Raw genomic sequence first — 19,767 nt, 5'->3', positions numbered from 1 at the left:
AGCCGCGCGCGATGCGCCGGCGCCCTGCCCGATTGTTTGATACATGCACCATGGCTCACCCTCCCGATGCGGGAGAGGGCATGGCAAGCCGACACAATACGGGAAAACGCGAATATCTGCAGGCGACGGCAGTCGCCGGCAAACAGGCAAATGACGGAAATGGCCGCTAAGGCAGCGCCAGGCGACGCACCTGCACTATGCCGCCGACCACACCGCCAGCTCGTAGCCGTCCGGGTCGCGGAAATGGAAACGCCGCCCGCCTGGGAACGAGAAGACCGCCCGCACCACGGTGCCGCCTGCAGCCTCCACGCCCTGCTGCGCCTGCGCCAGATCGTCCGCGTACAGGATCACGAGCGGCCCGCCGGGGCGGACCGCTTCGCCGGTGGTGAAGCCACCGGTCAGCCGGCCATCGCTGAACTCGCAGTATGCGGGGCCGTAGTCGGTAAAGGTCCAGCCGAAGGCTGCGCCGTAGAACGCCTTGCTGCGCGCGATGTCGCTGACGTTGAACTCGATGTTGTCGATCTGCCGGTCCTGGCCTCTGGTGCCCATGGTGAACTCCCTGGTGATGGATAAGGAACCGCATTTTCACCCGGATGCCGTGGCAAGGCTTGAACAAAACGGCCAATCAAGCCTTTGGCGCGCGCAACTGGCGCAGCAGGGTCGACGCCGTCATGCCGCACAGCGACTGGATCGCCCGGCTCAGGTGGGCCTGATCGGCATAGCCCGCATCCGCCGCGAGCGCGGCCAGCCCAAAGTCGGACCTGTCCGCCCTGCCCGCCCGGCCGGCCCGGTTGCCTGCCCGCTGCGTCGATTCCAGCGCCAGCGACAACGCACGCTGGAACCGCAGGATCCGCTCCAGCGTCTTCGCGCCATAGCCGAAATGCTCGACGCTGCGGCGCCGCAGCGTGCGCTCGCCAAGGCCCAGCCGGCGCAGGAGCAGGGGAATCGTCTCGCCCGCGATGCCGGCATTGGCCTGCACCAGCGCGAAGATGGCTGCCGCCTCGCGGCTCGGGGCGTCGACGCTCAGCGCCGTTTGCGCCAGCTGGCTCTGGAATACCTCCACTTCGCGCCCGGTTGCTGCGGCCTGCTCCATCCTCCCGGCAAATTCCCGCCCGCGCGGGCCCCACAGATCGGCCAGCTCGACCTGGCTCCCGACGATCTCCGACATGGGCAGGCCCAGCCAGGGCAGCGCCGCGCCCGGTTGAAAGCGCGCACCTAGCACCACCGCGCCGGGCGCCAGGTCCGGCCGGGCCGCGGTGATGTCAGGCCCGACCACCAGCAGCCGGCCAGCGCGCCAGAGCACATCCACGCAGCCGTCCGGCACGACGGCGATCGCACCCGCGTGGTCAGCTGGCAAGGCGCTGGTCCACACGCACCGGAAATGCGGCTGGAGCTCACGCCGGGGCTGGGCTTCGCGGTAGCGCCCGACCGTGCCTGCCAGCGCAGGAACGTCCGGCGAATGTCGCGAATCTGGCTGTTGCATTACTCTGTGGGTCTGCGCAGACGTTGATGGCGGTTGATGGTGATTCATGGCGATGGATCGCGGTTCAGGCATGGCGCCAGGATTGGCATCGCCAGCTTTCTTCCAAGGAGAGACGCATGAAAATTGGTTTGGTTTCGGACCTGCATCTTTCGGTCTATCCGATGGACTTTCCGAATCCCGATGTCGACGTGATGATACTGGCTGGCGACATCTGGCGCCCCCGGGAAGCCATGGCATGGGCCGCGGCCGCCACCGTGCCCACCTTGTACGTGGCTGGCAATCACGAGTTCTACGGCAGCGACCTGGCCACCACCATGGACGCCCTGCGCGCCGGCGCGGCCGGCACGCAGGTACAGGTGCTGGAGCGCTCGGAATGGCATTACCGCGGCGTGCGCTTTCTCGGCTGCACGCTGTGGTCCGACTACCGCTTGTTCTCCTCCCCGCAGCAGCGCGCGGATGGCCTGCGCGACGCCCAGGCACTGATGCGCGACTTCTCCCGCATCCGCGTCGCGCCGGATTTCGAGGAGCGCTTCACGCCCGCCACGTCGCAGGCGCTGTTCAGGGATTCGGTAGCCTGGCTGGCGCAGCGGTTCCAGGCGCCCCACGACGGCCAGACCGTCGTCATCACGCACTTCGCGCCGTCACCGCTGAGCATCAGCCCCAAGTTCGCCGGCTCGCACCTCAACGCCAGCTTCGTCTCCGACCTGCGCCAGGAAATCGCGGCATGGCAGCCTGCGCTCTGGGTGCATGGGCACACCCATGACAGCTTCGACTATCACCTGGGCGCCACCCGCGTGGTGTGCAACCCGCGTGGCTACGCACGGGAAGGCAAGCTAGAAAACCCGGCTTTCAATCCGGGCCTTGTCATCGAACTGTAAAACAACGCCGGCCAGCAACCGCACCGAAGTTCGCGGCGCGAACGCCGGCGTGATGCGCACCGGACAAGCCACCTGGGACTTTCCCTTGGTTTGAGCCGTGCAATGCACTGCCAGACCTTTCGGCCCGCAGGGGCACTTCGCCATGGCAGAAGTTGTCTGCTAATGTCTGCCCCGCAGGAAATCGAGGCAGGCGACGCCCGCCGAATCCCCTGCGCCGCCCGGGCCGGCCAAGCACCGGCCCCTGGTCTGGCGGCAAGCCCGAAAGACAGGAGACAAAGCAATGCAGCCTAAGGCTCTCGAACCGACGGAATCCGTACTACTTGCCTTGATGGACAGCGTGCGCGAATGGCAGCGTGTGCTGGACCAGACTCTGTACGATGCTGGACTCGACTATCCGAAATGGATCTTGCTGCGCGCTATCCGCCAGGAAGAGTTCGTTCGCCATCAGCCTTACCTGGGCCAGATGCTGATATCCGCGGCCCACTCGGAGAGCCTGCTGGACGCCTTGCACACCGACGGCTGGATCGCATACGATCCCGCCGGCCAGCCGTTGATTCCCGAGCGCGCCGAGCCTAAGGTGGAGCGCGTCTGGAAAGGGTTGAAGGCGCTCCACTCCGTCTCCGTGGCCCCCTTCAGCACAGAGGAACGCCACGCGCTGACGGTCTCGCTCAGGCGCATGAAAGCCACGTTGCACGACCACAGCGTGCGGCTTGGGCGCCAGGCGGAACGCCGGGTAGAACCGGCGCACTGAAAGCAAGCAAACAAAAAACAAACAAAGCGGCCCCCCCGATGCTCCCTGCCGCGCCCAGCGCCGATATGCCGCCGGGCACTGGGCAAGCCCGCCTTGCCTCACTTCCCGCCACCAAACAACGGCGACGCTTCGATGCGCTCAAGCATGCCGCGTGCCGCGCTGCTCAGCGGCCGGTTGGCCCTGACGATCAGGCGCGACTGCGCGGCCTCGAAGATGGGGTTGGTGGTGCGCAACGCCACCAGCTCGCCCCTGGCGACTTCCTTCACCACGGAATTCGAGGAGGTGAAGGTCAGGCCAAGGCGGCACTCGACATAGCGCTTGAGCGTGAGGATGGAGTTGGCGACGAAGCTGGGCGTGAGAACGATGTTCTCGGACAGCTCGGCCATCTGGATCAGCTGGCGCAAGCCGAATCCCGGCGCCATCAGCGCCACCGGATAACGCGCCACGTCCTTCAAGGCGGGCCGTTTGCGCTGCCGCGCGAGCGGATGGTCGGGCCAGGCGATCACGCACAGCGGATGCGTGCGCGCCGTGACCACGCGAACGGCGGGGTCCGCGGGCGCGCCGAACACGACGCCGATATGCGCGTCGTCGTGCGCCACCGCACGCACGGCGTCGGAGGCGCCCGCCACCTTGAGCGAGACGCGGATGCCGGGATATTGCCGGCAGAACGCGTCCACTACCCCGCTCATCAGGATGTCGACAAAGCCCTCGCTGGCCACCAGCTGGATATCCCCGCGCTGCAGGCCGTTTACTTCATCGAGCCGGGCCATCAGCGCTTGTTCGCTGGCCTGGCGGTCGCGGCAATGGTCCATCACGATGGCGGCCACCTCCGTGGGCACGATGCCCCGGCCTTTGCGCTCCAGCAGCGCCACGCCTAGCTCGGTCTCCAGCAACTGGATCTGCCGGCTGACAATCGACGGCTCCACGCCAAGGCGCTCGGCCGCACCGCGCACCGACCCTGTGTTGACCGCTTCAAAGAAATACTGCAGGCGCCGCGCGCTTAGTCCGCCTTCCATGTTCCGTTCCTGTTTCCCGTTTCCTGTTTCCCGTTTCCCGTTTCCTGACTGGCTCGAACTCCATAAATCGTTGCCAAATAGGCAACAATTTCCCGGCAAGCTTACATTGATTCGGACGACCGGAATTGCGAATAATGTGCGGGCGGGAAATCCGCGACCACGATCCCCTTCGAGCCAACAAAGCATGAGACCTTTCGCATCAATCCTGGCAGCCGCAACCCTGGGCGTGCTCTGTCACCAGACCGCGGGCGCGGCGCCGCAAGACCCCGCGTACCCGGTCAAACCCGTGAAGATCGTGGTCGGTTACGCGCCCGGCGGCTCCTCCGATGCCGTGGCGCGGCTGGTGGCCAACCGGCTGTCGGAACGGCTCGGGCAGAGCTTTGTGGTCGAGAACCGTCCTGGCGCGGCCAGCAATATCGCGGCGGCCGGCGTGGCGCGCTCGCCCAATGATGGCTACACCATCCTGCTAGGCTCCAATGCCAGCACCATCAATGTCTCGCTGTACAAGAAGCTGCCCTTCGACTTCCAGAAGGACTTCGCGCCGGTGGTGCTGCTCACGCGCTTCCCGAACATCATGGCGGTGAACCCGTCGGTGCCGGCCACGACGGTGGCGGAGTTCATCAGCTATGCCAAAGCGCACCCCAAGGGCATCTTCTTCGCGTCGTCCGGCGCTGGCTCGTCCACGCGGCTGTCGGCCGAGTTGTTCAAGATGATGGCGGGCATCCAGATGGAGCACGTGCAGTACAAGGGCAGCGCGCCGGCGCTGACCGACCTGATGGCGGGCCAGGTGCAGGTGATGTTCGATACGGCGCCGTCGGTCATGCCGCTGATCAAGAGCGGCAAGCTGCGCGCGCTGGCCGTGACCAGCGCCAGCCCGCAGCCCTTCGCACCAGAGATCCCCACCGTGGATGCGGGCGGGCTGAAGGGCTATGAAGTGGTGTCGTGGTATGCGCTGTTCCTGCCCGCTGGCACGCCGGGCAGCATCGTCGATACGCTGAACAAGGAAGTCAACGCGATCATGGCCGAGAAGGAAACCCGCGAGAAGCTCGCCGCGATGGTGGCGACACCGGGCGGCGGCACGCCCGAGGCGCTGCGCCAGTTTGTCGGCTCGGAAATCACCAAATGGGGCGCGGTGGTCAAGGCCTCTGGCGCCACCGCGGACTAGGCTGGCAGATCATGCGCGTGTTTACCGGCTCGCTGGCCACCGAGACCAACACCTTCGCCCCGCTGCCGACCGCGCTCGATGCGTTCGTCGACCGCGGCTACTTTCCCGCAGGCACGCACCCGCCGGAGATGACCATGTTCAGCGGCCCGCTGTGGGCCGCGCGCGAACGCGGCCGCGCGCGCGGCTGGGTGGTGGTCGAGGGCATGGCCGCGGGCGCGCAGCCCGGCGGCGTCACCACGCGCCACGCCTATGAGGCGCTGCGCGATGAGCTGCTCGGCGACCTGCGCCGAGCGCTCCCCGTCGACATGGTGGTGCTGGGCCTGCACGGCGCCATGGTGGCCGATGGCTATGCGGACTGCGAGGGCGACTTGCTCACCCGCGTGCGCGCGCTGGTTGGCCCCGGCGTGGTGATCGGCGCCGAGCTGGACCCGCACTGCCACCTGTCGGATGACATGGTGGCGCACGCCGACATCCTGGTGGCCTACAAGGAGTATCCGCACACCGATATCCGCGAGCGGGCGCTGGAGCTGGTGGACCTGTGCGCGGCGCAGGTGGCGGGACACATCGCCCCCGTGGCGGCGGTGGCCGACTGCGGGATGGTCGTCACCATCCGGACCAACCAGGAGCCGGCACGCAGCTACGTCGACCGGCTGATCGCACTGGAAGGACGCGACGGCATCCTCTCGGTCTCCGTGGCACATGGCTTCCCGTGGGGCGACGTGCCCGACATGGGCACCAAGCTGCTGGTGTACGCGGATGGCGATGGCGCTGCCGCGCGCGGGCTCGCGCGGCGCCTGGCCGACGAGCTGATCGGCCTGCGCGAGACCCTGACACCCGCTTACCCTGGCCCGGATGCGGCCATCGACCAGGCGCTGGCATTGGCCATGGAGCCAGGCGGCGCGCCCGTGGTCATCGCGGATGCGGCCGACAACCCCGGCGGCGGCGCGGCGGGCGATGCCACGTTCCTGCTGCACCGCCTGCGCGAGCGTGGCATCGGCAACGTGGCGGTGGGCCCCTTGTGGGATCCCATCGCTGTGCGCATTGCCTTTAGTGCCGGCGTGGGCGCGCGGCTGGCGCTGCGCATCGGCGGCAAGGTCAGTCCGATGTCCGGCGAGCCCATCGACCTGGCTTGCACCGTGAAGGCGCTGGTCCCGGACATGATCATGACGGGGCTGTCGGGCGCGCCGGCGGCGGTGGGCAACGCAGCGCTGGTGGAGGCGGATGGCATCGAGATCGTGCTGATCACGCGGCGCGCGCAGGCGCTGGACACCAATGTCTTCACGCAGCTCGGCTGCCGACTGTCCGAAAAGACGCTGATCGTCGTCAAGTCCGCGCAGCACTTCCACACCGCGTTCTCGCGGATTGCGCGCCATGTCATCTATGCGGACACGCCAGGCTCGGTCTCGCTCGATTTGCGCTCCCTGCCCTATCGGCACATTCGCCGGCCCAAGTGGCCGATCGATGCCTGAATAAAAAAGGCGGCGCACGCGCCCAGACGCGCGTGCGCCGCCTTCACGGCATCAAGCCTGCATCAGCCGCCATCAAGCCTCATTCGCGCTTTCTCGCGCTTTCTTCGCGCTTTCTTCAAGCCTTCTTCACCCACGCACTGCACCAGCCCTTGGTCGCGACCTGCTTGCCGGCGAACAGCGGGCAGCCGCCGCTTGCATCCGTCGCCTTGCCCTGGAAGAGCTGGCAGTTGCCGCAATGCTGGGTGGCGTCATGCTTCGGGTACTTGGCCTTGTCCACCTTGGACGAATCCGCCTTGTAGCCAAGGCCGACCGCCTGCGGGTCCTTTTCATCCACCATCGGGCCGCTTCCCTGCGCCCGGGCCGCCAGGGAAACGCCCAGCGCGCCGGCCGCCGCGATGATCGGAATGCCTTTCAAGAAATGACGACGAGTTGACATCTTTAATCCTTTTTTTCTGTGGGGGGACAAACCGGACAGGGCCGCGCCTCGTGCATCGTGCAGCCACGCAAGCCACTGTCCGTCAATCATCGGCGCGCCCATGGTGGCGCGCGCCGGATACCAGCCCGGAAGCAGGCCACGCCCCAGCAAGAAACCAAGTGTCAGGCACGTCGATTCAAAGTGCGCGCAGCCGGCACCCGGAGCCGCCATCTTGGCCGGCCCCAGGCTTGTATCCCGATAGAGTTTAGACGACGTCGATTGCGCTGACGTTGCGCGTAGTCATGGAATGTGAGCGATCCATGCCCTGCGCGCACCCGGAATCCGGCCGCCGGATCGCATGAGGCCGGATCAGGCAGGGCAATCGGGCTGGGCAAAACGTCTTAGTGGTGTCCACCCCGTCCACCCCGTCCACCCATATCCACAATCGCCCCATTTGGAGCGACCAGGTAGTAGTCCGCGCCGATGCCGACCCAGTGGTGGCCCTTCGATGGCTTCGGCAGGTCGTGCGAGCGCCAGTCATCCACCACATATTGGCGATCACGGTACTCCGCGGGGAGCCTGTCGCCCTTATGCCACTGACCCGGCCCGCTACGCGCGTTGTCACGGTCGTCGCCCGCCCGCTCACGGGCGTCCCGGGATGGCTGGCCCTGGTACTGGTAGCCACGGTCAGGGCCGCGGTCCGGCTGCGCAAAACTCGGGGCCGAGACCAGGAACCCGCCGGCGAGCATCACGCCCAACAGCAGTTTGCTTCTCATGGTTTTCGTCATCAGGCACTCCTTTTTATTAGCCGCTGTAGCCGTGCTGGCCGCGGTGGCCGCGCTGGCCCTTGGCGGGACAACGTCCACAAGGCCAGAAGCACGAGCCGTCCACGTGAACGGCTTGTCGCCATGGACTGGCTCGCAGCTTCGATGCCCGGCTTAAGGATAGTGGCTGCGGCGCAGAATGCAGCCGAGAAGCGCCGGATCAGGCGCTCATCGTGCCTGCGCGGAGAAAAATTGAAACGCGGAGGGAGACTGGCAGGAACACGGTGGCGGTAAATGCCCGCCATCCGCGTCAGAATGACAACCCGATTTGGCCAGGATGCGGCACGCAAGCCGCGCCCGCATCACAAGCCATGTGCCGCCAGCGATCAGGCGTGCGCGCCCCGCAGCATGCCGGCAAAGCGGTGTTGCCCAGGGGCGTCGTCGTCAGGGGTGGCTTCCAGCTTGAACTCGCCCACCGCGTTCTGCAGCTGGTGCGCCTGTTCCGCCAGGGCAGACGAGGCGGCGGCGGCTTGTTCCACCAGCGCGGCGTTCTGCTGCGTGACCGCATCCATTTGCATCACGGCTTGATTGACCTGCTCGATGCCGCCACTCTGCTGCGCCGATGCCGCCGAAATCTCGCCCAGGATGGTGGTGACCTGGCTGGACGCCGTCACGATCTCGCGCATGGTCTGGCCGGCATGCTCCACCCGCGCGGAGCCGTTGCGCACCTGCTCAACCGAATCGCCGATCAGGCCGCGGATTTCCTTGGCCGCCGCCGCGCTGCGCTGCGCCAGCGTGCGCACCTCGCCGGCCACCACGGCAAAGCCACGCCCTTGCTCGCCCGCGCGCGCGGCTTCCACGGCAGCGTTGAGCGCCAGGATATTGGTCTGGAACGCAATGCCTTCGATCACGTCGATGATGTCGACGACCTTCTTGGAGCTGGCGCTGATCGCCTGCATGGTTTCCACCACCTCGCCCACCACGGTGCCGCCGCGCTGCGCAATATGCGAGGCGTTGGCCGCCAGTTCATTGGCCGCGTGCGCGCGCTCGGTATTCTGCCTGACCATGGCGGTCAGCTCGCCCATGCTCGATGCGGTTTCCTGCAGCGCCGAGGCCTGCTCCTCCGTGCGCTGCGAGAGGTCGGCATTGCCGGCGGCGATCTGCTTGGAGGCGTCGGTGATGGAATCGGTCGATTCCTTGATGCGGGTCACCAGGTCCGTGAGCATGTCCTCCATCTCGCCCATGCCGGCCAACAAGCGGCCGAACTCGCCCTTGCGCTCGGTCTCGAACTCCTTGCTGAGATCGCCGGAGGCCACGGTCTCGGCAATATAGACGGCCTCGCCTAGCGGCTCGGCGATACTGCGCGCAATGCCGTAGGTAAAGGCGGCACCCACCAGAAGCGCGACAAACCATAGGGTAAACATCAGGGTGCGCGCGCCGTCGATGGCCTGTTGCGCGCCGCCGCCGCTCGCACCAGGCAGGCGGTCCAGCCCGGCCGCGATTGCCGCGGCCATCAAGAGCAAAACCACCGCGAATCCCACGCCAAGGCGCGTACGGATGGTCAGGTTGGCAAATGACATCATTGCTGCATCTCCCCTTTTATGTGGACTACGCCTGCTTCGTCGTCTGGATAACGGCGATGCGCGCAGAAACTTTAGGAGAAATCCTGGATGCCTCTGGATGCCTGTACCCGCTCCGTCCGCAAGGCCCGCTCAGCCGGGGAGATGGCCCGGCGCCGCCCCGTCGCCCGCGCGGCTGCCCGCGGGGAAATGCACGCCGGCGCGCTGGGCCGCCCGGACGATGTGATCCGACATGGCGCGCTGGGCCAGGCTGGCGTCGCCCGCGGCCAAGGCGTCGATGATGGCGCAATGCTCGGTGTAGGTGGCATGGCGGCTGCCGCGCTGGTAGAACGGCAAGCGCTGGCTTTCCTGCATGACGTCAGTGCTGTTGCGCAGGATATCGGCGATGGCGCGGTTGCCGGCGATCGCGATGATGCGCATATGAAAATCAAAGTCCAGCCGGGCAGCCTGCGTGAAGTCGGACGCGTCGATGCAGCCCCGCATGGCCTCGGTGTTCTCGCGCAGGGCGTCGATGTCTTCGGGCAGCAGCGCCGCCGCGGCCAGCCCCACGGTGAAGCCCTCCAGCGCGAAGCGCAGCTGGTAGATATCGGTCAGCGAATGCGATTTGGAGAAACGCCATGGCGGCGTCGTGCCGTCGCCGGCGTCGGCGGCCACGTACACGCCCTTGCCGGGGCGCGAGACCACCAGCCCGAGCCCCTGCAGCGCGGACAACGCCTCACGCAGCGAGGTGCGGCTGATGCCGAGCTGCTCCGACAGGTCGCGCTGCGAGGGCAACAGCGATCCGGCCGGATACTTGCCGCCCTCGATCCACTCGCGGATCAGGTTCGCGGCGTTGGCGGAGATGGCGGTAGCTGTGACCATTGGGTGCGATGAAGTCCTGCGCGGGATCGTGAAAGATGGGCGGCCGGCGCTTGCCGCCGGATCGACGGCAAATTGTACTCGACGGCCTGCCCGGCGCACGCCCCGGGCAGCGCTGTCGCGTACCTGCCTGGCTTACTTGTTCACCAGCCGCGCCGGCACCGTATAGGTCAGCGCCGCGCCGCAAAGCAGCACGCCAGCCAGCACGAACATGGCCAGGTTGGTGCTCTGCGTCGCGTCCTTGATCAGGCCGATCATGTATGGGCTGACAAAGCCCGCCAGGTTGGCGAACGAGTTGATCATGGCGATGCCGGCGGCGGCGCCCGCGCCGGACAGCAGCGCGGTCGGCAGGCTCCAGAACAACGGCGACGTGGCCAGGCTGCCGCCCGCCGCCAGCGCCAGTGCGGCGAGCGAGAGCACCACGTTGTCGCTGAAGATCGCGCTCAGCGCCAGGCCGGCGGCGCCGCAGCAAAACGGCACGATCAGGTGCCAGCGGCGTTCGCGCATGCGGTCGGAGCTGCGGCTGACCAGGATCATCGAACACACCGCGACGGAGAACGGGATGGCCGTCAGCAGGCCGATATTCAGCGCGCCGCTCACGCCGGCCTGCCGGATCAGGGACGGCAGCCAGAACGTCAGCCCGTACTGGCCCATCACCGTGCAAAAGCAGATACAGGCCATCTTGATGATGCGGCGGTCCGAGAACAGCTGCCGCATGGTCATGTGCCCGGCTTTGGTGGCGTTCTCGTTGGCGATGTTGCGCTCCAGCAGGTCTTTTTCGCCCTGCGTCAGCCATCGCGCCGAGCGGATGTTGTTGTCCAGGTAGGCCAGCACGGCAACGCCGACCAGCAGCGAAGGCAGCGCTTCGATCAGGAACATCCATTGCCAGCCGCGCAACCCCGCCACGCCCTGCATGGACTCCATGATGAAGCCGGAGAGCGGGCCGCCGAAGATGCCCGACACCGGGATCGCGCACATGAACAGTGCCACCATGCGCGCGCGGCGGTGCGACGGGAACCAGTAGGTCAGGTACAGGATCATGCCGGGGTAAAAGCCCGCCTCGGCCGCGCCAAGCAGGAAGCGCAGCACGTAGAACTGCGTGGTGGTCTGCACGAACACCATCGCCGCCGAAATCACGCTCCACATGATCATGATGCGCGAGATGGTTGCCTTGGCGCCGATGCGGTGCATCAGCACATTGCTCGGCACTTCAAAGAAGAAGTACCCGATGAAGAACAGGCCAGCGCCCAGCCCGTAGGCGGACTCGCTGAACCGCAGGTCGCCAAGCATATGCAGCTTGGCAAACCCCACGTTGACGCGGTCCAGGTAGGCCACGACATAACAGAGCATCAGGAACGGCAGCAGGCGCCACGCAACCTTGCGGTAGACGGCATTTTCCTGCGCCGCCGCCGCGTGGGCGGCGGCGGGCTCGGGGGCTAGCGATGGGGCGGTGGTCAGGGACACAGCGGTTTCCTCCTCGGGTGGCTCGGCTTGTTATTTCAACTGGTATTACCAGTCTGCTTTCTTAGAGATGGCGAAGGATACGTCCCGGCGTTTGCTTGGGAAAGCGGCGTAAACCCTGTGATATTGGCGTCTTGACGCCCGTCATGAGCAACCGGATACTAGCACCACTGGTATTACCAGTTGATCCACAGGGGTTGGCCAAGCGCCTTCCCCGGCCACTCCTTACCCACGACAAGAGGAAAAACGTGTCTGCTCCCGACGAGACGGCGATCCAGCCCCCACTGCCATCCCAACCGCCGGTGCGCCTGCAGGTGGAGCCACTGACCGTAGCCGCATTCGCCCCGTTTGGCGATGTCATTGAAAGCGAGGGGCGCGCGCCGATGGTGATCAATGGCGGCATGACGCTGCGCTATGACGACCTTGCCGGCGTCGACGTCGGCGCGCAGGGCGGCCGGGCGCTGATCAGCTTCTTCGACGCGCAGCCTTATGCGCTGCCGCTCGGCATCCGCGCCATGGAGCGGCACCCGCTGGGCAGCCAGGCCTTCGTGCCCCTGGACGAAGCCGCTTTCCTCGTGGTCGTGGCGCCCGTTGGCGACCAGATCGACGAATCGGCTATCCGCGTGTTTGTCACCAACGGCAGGCAAGGCGTGAACTACAAGCGCGGCGCCTGGCATCACTCGCTGATCGTCACGCAAGGCGCGGCGCGCTTCCTGGTGGTGGACCGCGGCGGCGAGGGCCACAACTGCGACGTTACCGAGCTGCGCGGCAACTACCAGGTCGCGGGGTAAAGGCGCTGTCGCCTGCCGCGTGTGGGGTGCAGGACTGCACCGGCTTGATCCCAGCTTGATCCCGCCCCTCCCCCGCTGCCTGCGATTGGCGCAGCGGATCAAACTGGCGGCCTCGCAACGCCCTCAGTCCACCGTGATCTGGCGCTTGCGAATCACGCCGGCCCAGCGCGCGCTGTCCTGCTCAATCGTGGTGGCCAGTTCCTGCGGCGTGCCGCCGCTGGGATCCATGCCGAGCGTGGCCAGCTTCTCCTTGAGCGCCGGGCTCGCCAGTACTTCAAGCGCCTGGTGATTGATGCGGGCGATCACCTCCCTGGGCGTGCCTGCCGGCGCCATCAGCGCATACCAGGATACCGCCTCGAACCTGGGGAAGCCCTGCTCGGCAATGGTGGGCACGTCGGGCATCACCGCCAGGCGTTTCTGGCTGGCCACGCCGAGCGCATGGAGCTTGCCCGCCTTGATGTAGGGCAACGCCGACGAGACCTGCGCGAACATCATGGTCACCTGGCCCCCGACCAGATCGGTCATGGCCGGGCTCACGCCCTTGTAGGGAATGTGGTTGAGCTTGACCTTGGCGTCCAGCTGCAGCAATTCGCCCGCTAGGTGCGCCTGGCTGCCGGCCCCGGGCGAGGCAAAGGTCAGCTCTCCCGGTTTTTGCGCCGCCAGCTTGAGGAGATCCGCGAGGGAGGCGGCGGGGACGCTGGCGCCGACCACCAGCACGTTCTGCGCCGTCGCCAGCATCGTCACCGGCACCAGGTCCTGCGCCTTGTACGGCAGGCTGCGGAACAGCGAAGGATTGACGGCGATATTGCCCACCGGCACCACCGCCAGCGTATAGCCGTCCGGCGCGGCCTTGGCCGCCTGCTCCACGCCAATGGTGCCGGCCGCGCCCGCCTTGTTCTCCACCAATACGCTTTGGCCCCACGCCTTGGACAGCCCCTCGCCCACGACCCTGCCGAGCACGTCGGCGGGCCCGCCCGCGGGGAACGGCACGATCAGCCGCACGGGCTTGGACGGATAGGCCTGGGCGCTGGCCAGCATCGGCAACCCGGCGGCCAGCAAGGTCATCAGGAAACGCTTCATCGACAATTCTCCACGTCAGTCGGACTATCAGGAAATCACAAAAACGGGCTCCCGGCACGGTCAGGCCGCGCGCAAGCCGCGCTCGCTGCCGTGGCGGTCATGGACGGTGCGCCCTGGCGCCAAAAGTGCCGGTCAGCGCAAAGCCCGCATGGTCGGCTTCGCTGGCGTAGCGCGCCAGCACGTCATAGTCCTGCGCGGCGACGCAAGCAAAGCGCGCCAGCCGCAGTTGCGCAAGCCAGCCCGCGCAGGCCGGGTCGCGATGCAGCTCCAGCAGCACGGCGCGCACGCGCGCCACGGCGGCGTCGCCGGCCTGCGGCGCGGCCACCAGCGGCGGGATCGGAGACGCCGGCGTCACCGCCACACTGCGCACCTTCGCCATCAGCTCAGGGACATGCATGCGCAGCAGGTCCAGCACATAGCTGTCGACCACGCCAACCTCGGCATCGCCGCCGATCACCGCGTCGATCACCTGGCGAGGCGTGGGAGTTGGCGCCGCCGTTGGCCGGAACAGCGTGGCGGCGCCGGCGGCAGCCTTTGCCATCAGGTAGTGCCGCGGCGCGTTGAAGCCGGAATTCGATTCCGGCAACATGCAAGCCAGCCGGCCACCAAAGGCCGGCTCCAGCGTGGCGAACGCCGCATCGGCGCGCACGATGAACTCGGTGAAGTATTCCGGCCGCCCCCCATAGCGCGGCAGCGATGGCACCGGCGCGGCCAGCAGGCGATGCCGGCTTCCCGCGCTGACAAACGGGAACCCGCACATGAAGACACAGCCGCAGTCCGGCCGCGCCCACAGCGCGCTGACCGGCGCCGGCGCGGCATGCTCGACATAGGTCCACGCCACGCCGGCCCGCTCGCCCACGTAGGCAAACAGCGCACGCCACGCCTGGGCCACCGGCGCGGCCACCGCATACATGCGCGCGTTGGCGATCATGCGTAGACGAGCTGCTGGCCAATGCCCATGCGCTCGGCCTTCTTCATGATGGCGTGGCCAAGCGCGATATCGCTCAGCGACAGGCCTCGGTGCCAGAACAGGTTGGTCTCGTCGTCGCTCTGGCGGCCCGGCTTGCGGCCCGCGACGATGTCGCCAAGCTCCGCGTGCAGCGTCTGCGCGGACAACTTGCCCGCCTCCACATGTGCGCGCAGCGAGCCGAACATGCCACCCTTGCACTGCGTCCAGTCGTCCACCACCAGCTTGCTCATGATGTCGGTCAGCGACAGCTCCACCGCGCTCATGGTCCCATACGGCACCACGAAAGCGCCCGGCTTGATCCACTCGGTCTTGAGCAGCGGCGTGGGCTGGTCCAGCCGCGACGCCTCGACCACGATGTCGGCGCCCCGCACACACGACTCCCAGTCCGGCGTGACGATGACCTTCTTGCCAAGATCCTTCTCCAGCCGCGCGGCGAACGCGTCGCGGCTTTCCGGGCGGCGTGAATGCACCCGGATCTCGTCGAAATCAAAGAGGCTGTCGAGCAGGCGCACGTTCCAGTACGACGTGCCGCGCGCGCCGATATGGCCAAGCACCTTGCTGTTGCGCCGTGCCAGGTGGCGAGCGCCCAGTGCGGTCACCGCGCCGGTGCGCGCATCGGTGATGAAGGTTGCGTCGATCATCGCCACCGGCATGCCGGTGCGGGGGTCGAACAGGTTGAGCATGGCCATCTCCGACGGCAGGCCCAGCTTGTAGTTGTCGACGTAGTCGCCGACGATCTTCACGCCGGCCAGCCCCAGCGGCGCCACATAGCCCCGCAGCACATTGAAGTGGCCATTGAATGCCGGGTCTGGAATCAGGTGCACGCGCGGCTCGATCACCGTCTGCTTGTTACCTTGCGCCAGCAGGCCCTGCTCGACCGCGTCGAGGATTTCCTTGTCGGTCATGGCGAGCTTCGCAATGTCACGGCCGTTGATGTAAGTCAGGTGGATGTCGCTCATGTTTTTTCCTTGTCTCCCGCAGTGGACGTTGGGGCAATGCACCGGCATGCATCAAGATGCCCCGCGATGGGCCATGCGTCCCCATCGCGGTGCCGGCGCCGATTGCGCCTGGCGCCGCCTTGGTGCACGTGGGCAAGCGCGCTGCCAGGACCCAGTGTAGGCAGCGCAATCCTTACTGTCATATGCTTATATATCCGCGCGACTTAACATCAGGTTAATAGGTTGAAATCATGAAAATGAACCTCCGGCAGATTGAAGTGTTCCGTGCCGTGATGCTCACGGGCTCGATCAGCGGCGCGTCCAAGCTCCTGTATGTGTCGCAGCCCGCCATCAGCCGGCTGATGTCGCACACCGAGCAGCGCCTGGGGCTGGAACTGTTCCGCCGCGTGAAGGGCCGCCTGCATCCCACGCCGGAAGCCAGGCGGCTGCTGGGCGAGGTCAATGTGGTGTACGAGGGGATCGAGCGCGTGAACGAGATCGCGGAAGACCTCGCGACCAACCGCACGGGCAGCCTGCGCATTTCATGCAGCCCGAATCTCGGGCAGACGGTGCTGCCCCGCGCCATCGCCTCGTTTCGCGCTGCGCATCCGGCCGTGCGCATCGTCGTGCGCACGCAGATCCCGGGCAACATGCTGCGCGCCCTGCTCTCCGGCCAGGCCGAGCTGGCCGTGTCCAACATGCCGCTGGCGCATCCCAACCTGGAATCCCGGCTGCTGGTGAAGAACCCGATGGTGGCGCTGGTGCCCGCGGGGCACCCTTTGAGCGGGCGCAGCTACGTGCGCCCGGCGGAGCTCGCCGGGGAGCCATTGATCGGCTACGGCGCGGATGTGCCCTTCGGCTTGCTGGTGCGGGAAATGTTTGGCAGCGGCTTCGATGACCTCGATATGCGCATCGAAGTGGAGCAGGCGCACGTAGCGCGCGCGCTGGCACAGGCCGGGGCCGGCATCGCGCTGGTCGATGCCATGACGGTGTTCGGGCAGGCGTGGCCCAATATCGTGGCGATTCCGATCCGGACCAAGGTCAATGCCTCGGTCCAGATCTTCAATGTCCAGTCCGAGCCGCTGTCGCGGCTGTCGCTGGAGTTTGCGCAGGAACTGGTGGCGCGGATGAAGGCTTGAAGGCGTGCAGGGGCCATCAGGTCGACGCACCCCTACCGCCCGCTTACCTCTTCAACGGATGCGCCAGGAAAAACCGCACCATCTCCGCGCTGGCATCAGGCCCGCTCGCATCGGTGTACGAGCCATGCGTACTGCCACCCGCCCACGCGTGCGGCGCGCCATGCAGCAGCCAATACTCGGCGTCAACGCCATCGCGCGACTTCAATTGACGGCGCGTGAAGGCGCGCCCGTTCTGCCTGCTCCGGCGCTGGCTGTCCTGCTCGCCGTCATGCTGGAAATCCCGCAGCAGCCGGTCGGCGTTGGACACATGCACCGTCGTATCCGCGTCGCCCTGGAAGACGATCAGCGGCCGCAACGGCGCGGCCTGCGCTTTCGCCATGTGCTGGCCCGCCAGCTTGCCGCCCTGCATCGCGGCCAGCGCCGACGGCAAGTCATGCGCGCTGGCATACGGCAAGCCGGAGTGAATCCCCGCCGCGGCATACAGGTCGGGATACGCATGCACCATCACGGCGGCCATGGCGCCGCCGGCGGACAAGCCGGCCACATACACGCGATCGGGATCGACCGGATGGCTGGCCATGACGTCCCGCGTGATGCCCGCGATCAGCGACGGCTCGCCCTGCTCGCGCTGCTGGTCGCCCGGCTTGAACCAGCTCCAGCACCTGGACGGGTTCGCCGTCACGGGCTGGATGGGATAAGCAACCACGAAACCGTGCTGCTTCGCCAGCGCATTCATGCGGGTACCCGCCGCGAAATCGTCGGCATCCTGCGTGCAGCCGTGCAGCATCACCACCAGCGGCAGGCGCTTGCCCTCGAAGCCGGCGGGCACGTAGACCTTGTAGGCACGCTGGCCGGCGTGTCCGGCATGGCGCCTGGTGGTGAAGTGGCCGGTGTCCTGCACGCCGGGTTGCGCTGCGGGTTGCGGCGCGGGTTGCGGGGCATCCGCGGGGTGCGCGCGGCCTTCGCGCGCTTGCGCAGCACGCTCCTGCGCCTGGCGTGGCAGCAGCGCCTCGACAACTTGCGCAGGCTGGAAGCCGGGATTGGGGACTGCGGGGACTGCGGGCACTGCGCTGTTGCCGCGCAACGCGCGCGCAATGACCTCGGTGGCTTCCAGCGGCCCCGCCGTGCGCAGCAGCGCCATGGCTTCCTGCATGGAAGCCAGAAATTCTTCGTTCATCTTCGTCATGGTGTCCTTCTATGTGCCTTTGGCGTTGGGCTTTCCGTTGCCTGGCGGCTTAGCGGATGCGGCCGGCCAGCGCGGCCTTGACGGCGGCGGAGGCGTGGAAAGCGCCCAGCACCACGATCGACTCGATCGTGGCCAGGGCAAGCTCGGGCGTGACATCGGATGCGATGCTGGCCAGTCCCAGCACATGGATATCCAGGCGCTGGTGCGCGGCTTGCGCTGCCTCCAGGTCCTGGCGGGAGAAATGCTGCAGGCCGAGCACCAGCGCGCGCCGCGTCACGGTCTCGCTGACGGCCTGCGCGTGGATCGCAAGCTGGTTGCGGATCGCGGTGCGGATCAGGTCGGTACGGTTTGAGTAAAAGCCTTCCTCGACCAGCAGGTCGATCTGGCCGAGATCGACCGGGCCGAGATTGATCGTGATCTTCTCGGTCTCGCCGCCTTTAGGGCGGGGTTGCGCCACAAGTGTCTTTTGCCGCTCATCCATCGTCATTTACCATCCAAATACCATCCAATGGGATGGTTATAGGATGGGATGGCCGATTATTCAAGAACGATTGCAGTCTTTTGCTGCAATCGCACATGAAAGTGCAGCCTACGGTATCCGGTGGAATTGCCCGCCCTGGCATGCAAGCCTTTACGGGCGGCCCATGAAATTTTTCGCCACGCGGCAAGGTGCCGGGGGATCTGCTCTATCCTTGGGCGTGGCTTCACGCACACGGAACCAGAGCACCGGGGAACCAGGGCTCAAGAGATCGATTTATCCATTGATCGAGAGGACATAGGAGCGATATGCCAGCCCCCGCAATGACAACGCGCAGCAGCCTGCGGCATCGCCGGGCGGCATCCCGGCTTGCCTGCGCTTGCGCAGCCCTGGCGCTATGCGCCTGCGCGCCAGACTCGGTGCGCAACTACGAGGCAAAAGGCTTCAATGCCTACCTCGACAGCGTGCAGCGAGGCTGCCCGAACATGATGATCGGAAACAACAACATCAGCGATTGGCTGCGCACCGACGGTGGCCAGAACAACAGCGACTACGTGTACTGGCTCGACCAGACCTCCCGGCTTTACTACCGGCGCATCACGCCGGCGCAGTATCGCGATTCGGTCGTCGGCGCGCTCGGGCAAGGCAAATCGGATACGCGCGCGGTGGATTGCATCCTCGGCAAGCTGCCAGCGCGGCGCCCTGCCAGCCCGGCAGGGGACAAGCGGCCGTAGTTGCTGGACGTGCTAGCTGGCCGTGGCAGCTGCAACGGCCAGGATGGGCGCCGGCGCATGTGGCACCGGACCGGCTATCGGGCCGATGACCCGTTCAGGGCTGCAGCGGCGCGTATGAGCGTCTTGAAGGCATCCTCGTCCATTTCGTCACCCTCGTGCAGATCGATAGCACGCCGGGTGTTGCCTTCCAGGCTGGCGTTGAATAGTCCTGAAGGGTCATCGAGCGAAGCGCCCTTGGCGAAAGTCAGCTTCACAACGCTCTTGTAGGTCTCGCCGGTGCAGATCAGTCCATCGTGAGACCAGACCGGAACGCCTCTCCACTTCCACTCCTCGACCACCTCAGGGTCAGCCTGCTTGATGAGAGCGCGGACATGGGAGAGCGTCTTGCCCCGCCAGTCGTCCAGTTCCTGGATCCTGGCGTCGATCAGCCGGGAAGGGGATTCGCCCTGGGTCGTTGCGCTCTTTTTCATAGGGATTGCACCTGATTCGGCTGTTTTACCATCTTGCTTGCATAGCCGGCTCGCCGTTGCGTGAGCGGTACCGCGCCTGAATAGGCGGTCTTGAATTTACCATACCCGATTGGTTGTGCATCCGGCATGATCGTTGTCGAC

General features: G+C 66.5%; 21 protein-coding genes. 7 read left to right on the top strand and 14 right to left on the bottom strand.

Features of this window, described 5'->3' with window-relative positions:
* Positions 1 to 195 precede the first annotated feature (195 nt).
* On the bottom strand, positions 196 to 549 hold the full coding sequence (locus ACX12D_RS21595) for a VOC family protein (protein ID WP_441631352.1): 354 nt from the start codon (positions 547 to 549) through the stop codon (positions 196 to 198).
* 76 nt (positions 550 to 625) lie between these two features.
* Positions 626 to 1,483, bottom strand: coding sequence for a DUF6597 domain-containing transcriptional factor (locus ACX12D_RS21590; RefSeq protein WP_459375553.1), 858 nt, complete (start codon positions 1,481 to 1,483; stop codon positions 626 to 628).
* A 116-nt stretch (positions 1,484 to 1,599) separates the two neighbouring features.
* Between ACX12D_RS21590 and ACX12D_RS21585 the strand changes: the two genes are divergently transcribed.
* Positions 1,600 to 2,361 (top strand): metallophosphoesterase, encoded by a 762-nt coding sequence (locus tag ACX12D_RS21585; protein WP_459375552.1) that lies wholly within the window; start codon positions 1,600 to 1,602, stop codon positions 2,359 to 2,361.
* A 280-nt stretch (positions 2,362 to 2,641) separates the two neighbouring features.
* On the top strand, positions 2,642 to 3,112 hold the full coding sequence (locus tag ACX12D_RS21580) for a MarR family transcriptional regulator (protein ID WP_459375551.1): 471 nt from the start codon (positions 2,642 to 2,644) through the stop codon (positions 3,110 to 3,112).
* A gap of 98 nt (positions 3,113 to 3,210) precedes the next feature.
* On the opposite strand, the gene ACX12D_RS21575 is transcribed toward ACX12D_RS21580, so the two are convergent.
* On the bottom strand, positions 3,211 to 4,128 hold the full coding sequence (locus ACX12D_RS21575; RefSeq protein ID WP_459375550.1) for a LysR family transcriptional regulator: 918 nt from the start codon (positions 4,126 to 4,128) through the stop codon (positions 3,211 to 3,213).
* A 184-nt stretch (positions 4,129 to 4,312) separates the two neighbouring features.
* On the opposite strand from ACX12D_RS21575, the gene ACX12D_RS21570 reads away from it, so the two are divergent.
* Both ACX12D_RS21570 and ACX12D_RS21565 read left to right on the top strand, forming a co-directional pair.
* A complete protein-coding gene (locus ACX12D_RS21570; protein ID WP_459375549.1) occupies positions 4,313 to 5,293 on the top strand; it encodes a tripartite tricarboxylate transporter substrate binding protein in 981 nt (326 codons plus the stop codon).
* Positions 5,294 to 5,304: 11 nt separating this feature from the next.
* Positions 5,305 to 6,762, top strand: coding sequence for a M81 family metallopeptidase (locus ACX12D_RS21565; protein ID WP_459375548.1), 1,458 nt, complete (start codon positions 5,305 to 5,307; stop codon positions 6,760 to 6,762).
* Positions 6,763 to 6,877: 115 nt separating this feature from the next.
* Here ACX12D_RS21565 and ACX12D_RS21560 read toward each other — a convergent pair whose 3' ends face one another.
* The 5 genes from ACX12D_RS21560 to ACX12D_RS21540 form a co-directional block, all read right to left on the bottom strand.
* Complete coding sequence (locus tag ACX12D_RS21560) at positions 6,878 to 7,198, bottom strand: high-potential iron-sulfur protein (protein ID WP_459376478.1); 321 nt, start codon at positions 7,196 to 7,198, stop codon at positions 6,878 to 6,880.
* A 380-nt stretch (positions 7,199 to 7,578) separates the two neighbouring features.
* On the bottom strand, positions 7,579 to 7,965 hold the full coding sequence (locus tag ACX12D_RS21555) for an RcnB family protein (RefSeq protein WP_459375547.1): 387 nt from the start codon (positions 7,963 to 7,965) through the stop codon (positions 7,579 to 7,581).
* A gap of 362 nt (positions 7,966 to 8,327) precedes the next feature.
* Positions 8,328 to 9,524, bottom strand: coding sequence for a methyl-accepting chemotaxis protein (locus ACX12D_RS21550; protein ID WP_459375546.1), 1,197 nt, complete (start codon positions 9,522 to 9,524; stop codon positions 8,328 to 8,330).
* A gap of 129 nt (positions 9,525 to 9,653) precedes the next feature.
* Positions 9,654 to 10,382, bottom strand: a complete 729-nt coding sequence (locus tag ACX12D_RS21545; protein WP_459375545.1) for a FadR/GntR family transcriptional regulator — start codon at positions 10,380 to 10,382, stop codon at positions 9,654 to 9,656.
* A 132-nt stretch (positions 10,383 to 10,514) separates the two neighbouring features.
* The gene (locus ACX12D_RS21540) at positions 10,515 to 11,837 is read right to left on the bottom strand and encodes an MFS transporter (protein WP_459376477.1); all 1,323 of its coding nucleotides are present in this window, start codon (positions 11,835 to 11,837) and stop codon (positions 10,515 to 10,517) included.
* Positions 11,838 to 12,088: 251 nt separating this feature from the next.
* Here ACX12D_RS21540 and ACX12D_RS21535 point away from each other — a divergent pair, with 251 nt between their 5' ends.
* Positions 12,089 to 12,631, top strand: coding sequence for an ureidoglycolate lyase (locus ACX12D_RS21535; protein ID WP_459375544.1), 543 nt, complete (start codon positions 12,089 to 12,091; stop codon positions 12,629 to 12,631).
* Between the two features lie 123 nt (positions 12,632 to 12,754).
* Here the strand turns inward: ACX12D_RS21535 and ACX12D_RS21530 are convergent, their stop codons facing one another.
* From ACX12D_RS21530 to ACX12D_RS21520, 3 genes are all read right to left on the bottom strand, one after another.
* Positions 12,755 to 13,711 (bottom strand): Bug family tripartite tricarboxylate transporter substrate binding protein, encoded by a 957-nt coding sequence (locus ACX12D_RS21530; RefSeq protein WP_459375543.1) that lies wholly within the window; start codon positions 13,709 to 13,711, stop codon positions 12,755 to 12,757.
* A 97-nt stretch (positions 13,712 to 13,808) separates the two neighbouring features.
* The gene (locus ACX12D_RS21525; RefSeq protein WP_459375542.1) at positions 13,809 to 14,642 is read right to left on the bottom strand and encodes a phosphate/phosphite/phosphonate ABC transporter substrate-binding protein; all 834 of its coding nucleotides are present in this window, start codon (positions 14,640 to 14,642) and stop codon (positions 13,809 to 13,811) included.
* The gene (locus tag ACX12D_RS21520) at positions 14,639 to 15,640 is read right to left on the bottom strand and encodes an ornithine cyclodeaminase family protein (protein WP_459375541.1); all 1,002 of its coding nucleotides are present in this window, start codon (positions 15,638 to 15,640) and stop codon (positions 14,639 to 14,641) included. Before ACX12D_RS21520 ends, ACX12D_RS21525 begins: the two co-directional genes overlap by 4 nt.
* Positions 15,641 to 15,870: 230 nt before the next feature.
* Between ACX12D_RS21520 and ACX12D_RS21515 the strand changes: the two genes are divergently transcribed.
* Entirely contained in the window at positions 15,871 to 16,758 is an 888-nt protein-coding gene (locus ACX12D_RS21515; RefSeq protein ID WP_183033095.1) for a LysR family transcriptional regulator, read from the top strand.
* A gap of 43 nt (positions 16,759 to 16,801) precedes the next feature.
* Here ACX12D_RS21515 and ACX12D_RS21510 read toward each other — a convergent pair whose 3' ends face one another.
* Entirely contained in the window at positions 16,802 to 17,944 is a 1,143-nt protein-coding gene (locus ACX12D_RS21510; protein ID WP_459375540.1) for an extracellular catalytic domain type 1 short-chain-length polyhydroxyalkanoate depolymerase, read from the bottom strand.
* Positions 17,945 to 17,993: 49 nt separating this feature from the next.
* Positions 17,994 to 18,431 (bottom strand): CopG family transcriptional regulator, encoded by a 438-nt coding sequence (locus tag ACX12D_RS21505; RefSeq protein ID WP_459375539.1) that lies wholly within the window; start codon positions 18,429 to 18,431, stop codon positions 17,994 to 17,996.
* A 299-nt stretch (positions 18,432 to 18,730) separates the two neighbouring features.
* Between ACX12D_RS21505 and ACX12D_RS21500 the strand changes: the two genes are divergently transcribed.
* Positions 18,731 to 19,156, top strand: a complete 426-nt coding sequence (locus ACX12D_RS21500) for a hypothetical protein (protein ID WP_459375538.1) — start codon at positions 18,731 to 18,733, stop codon at positions 19,154 to 19,156.
* A 74-nt stretch (positions 19,157 to 19,230) separates the two neighbouring features.
* Here ACX12D_RS21500 and ACX12D_RS21495 read toward each other — a convergent pair whose 3' ends face one another.
* Complete coding sequence (locus tag ACX12D_RS21495; protein WP_459375537.1) at positions 19,231 to 19,626, bottom strand: DUF1801 domain-containing protein; 396 nt, start codon at positions 19,624 to 19,626, stop codon at positions 19,231 to 19,233.
* Between the last annotated feature and the right edge of the window lie 141 nt (positions 19,627 to 19,767).

The organism is Cupriavidus sp. PET2-C1, assembly GCF_054515855.1.
This window is presented reverse-complemented; position numbering and strand designations above follow the sequence as displayed.

What these genes read in the sequence shown, in the direction of transcription:
- ACX12D_RS21560 (WP_459376478.1), bottom strand. Translation starts at nt 7,198, where the DNA reads ATGTCAACTCGTCGTCATTTCTTGAAAGGCATTCCGATCATCGCGGCG.
- ACX12D_RS21595 (WP_441631352.1), bottom strand. Translation starts at nt 549, where the DNA reads ATGGGCACCAGAGGCCAGGACCGGCAGATCGACAACATCGAGTTCAAC.
- ACX12D_RS21515 (WP_183033095.1), top strand. Translation starts at nt 15,871, where the DNA reads ATGAAAATGAACCTCCGGCAGATTGAAGTGTTCCGTGCCGTGATGCTC.
- ACX12D_RS21550 (WP_459375546.1), bottom strand. Translation starts at nt 9,524, where the DNA reads ATGATGTCATTTGCCAACCTGACCATCCGTACGCGCCTTGGCGTGGGA.
- ACX12D_RS21555 (WP_459375547.1), bottom strand. Translation starts at nt 7,965, where the DNA reads ATGACGAAAACCATGAGAAGCAAACTGCTGTTGGGCGTGATGCTCGCC.
- ACX12D_RS21530 (WP_459375543.1), bottom strand. Translation starts at nt 13,711, where the DNA reads ATGAAGCGTTTCCTGATGACCTTGCTGGCCGCCGGGTTGCCGATGCTG.
- ACX12D_RS21570 (WP_459375549.1), top strand. Translation starts at nt 4,313, where the DNA reads ATGAGACCTTTCGCATCAATCCTGGCAGCCGCAACCCTGGGCGTGCTC.
- ACX12D_RS21505 (WP_459375539.1), bottom strand. Translation starts at nt 18,431, where the DNA reads ATGACGATGGATGAGCGGCAAAAGACACTTGTGGCGCAACCCCGCCCT.
- ACX12D_RS21585 (WP_459375552.1), top strand. Translation starts at nt 1,600, where the DNA reads ATGAAAATTGGTTTGGTTTCGGACCTGCATCTTTCGGTCTATCCGATG.
- ACX12D_RS21495 (WP_459375537.1), bottom strand. Translation starts at nt 19,626, where the DNA reads ATGAAAAAGAGCGCAACGACCCAGGGCGAATCCCCTTCCCGGCTGATC.
- ACX12D_RS21510 (WP_459375540.1), bottom strand. Translation starts at nt 17,944, where the DNA reads ATGACGAAGATGAACGAAGAATTTCTGGCTTCCATGCAGGAAGCCATG.
- ACX12D_RS21580 (WP_459375551.1), top strand. Translation starts at nt 2,642, where the DNA reads ATGCAGCCTAAGGCTCTCGAACCGACGGAATCCGTACTACTTGCCTTG.
- ACX12D_RS21520 (WP_459375541.1), bottom strand. Translation starts at nt 15,640, where the DNA reads ATGAGCGACATCCACCTGACTTACATCAACGGCCGTGACATTGCGAAG.
- ACX12D_RS21545 (WP_459375545.1), bottom strand. Translation starts at nt 10,382, where the DNA reads ATGGTCACAGCTACCGCCATCTCCGCCAACGCCGCGAACCTGATCCGC.
- ACX12D_RS21590 (WP_459375553.1), bottom strand. Translation starts at nt 1,483, where the DNA reads ATGCAACAGCCAGATTCGCGACATTCGCCGGACGTTCCTGCGCTGGCA.
- ACX12D_RS21525 (WP_459375542.1), bottom strand. Translation starts at nt 14,642, where the DNA reads ATGATCGCCAACGCGCGCATGTATGCGGTGGCCGCGCCGGTGGCCCAG.
- ACX12D_RS21500 (WP_459375538.1), top strand. Translation starts at nt 18,731, where the DNA reads ATGCCAGCCCCCGCAATGACAACGCGCAGCAGCCTGCGGCATCGCCGG.
- ACX12D_RS21575 (WP_459375550.1), bottom strand. Translation starts at nt 4,128, where the DNA reads ATGGAAGGCGGACTAAGCGCGCGGCGCCTGCAGTATTTCTTTGAAGCG.
- ACX12D_RS21565 (WP_459375548.1), top strand. Translation starts at nt 5,305, where the DNA reads ATGCGCGTGTTTACCGGCTCGCTGGCCACCGAGACCAACACCTTCGCC.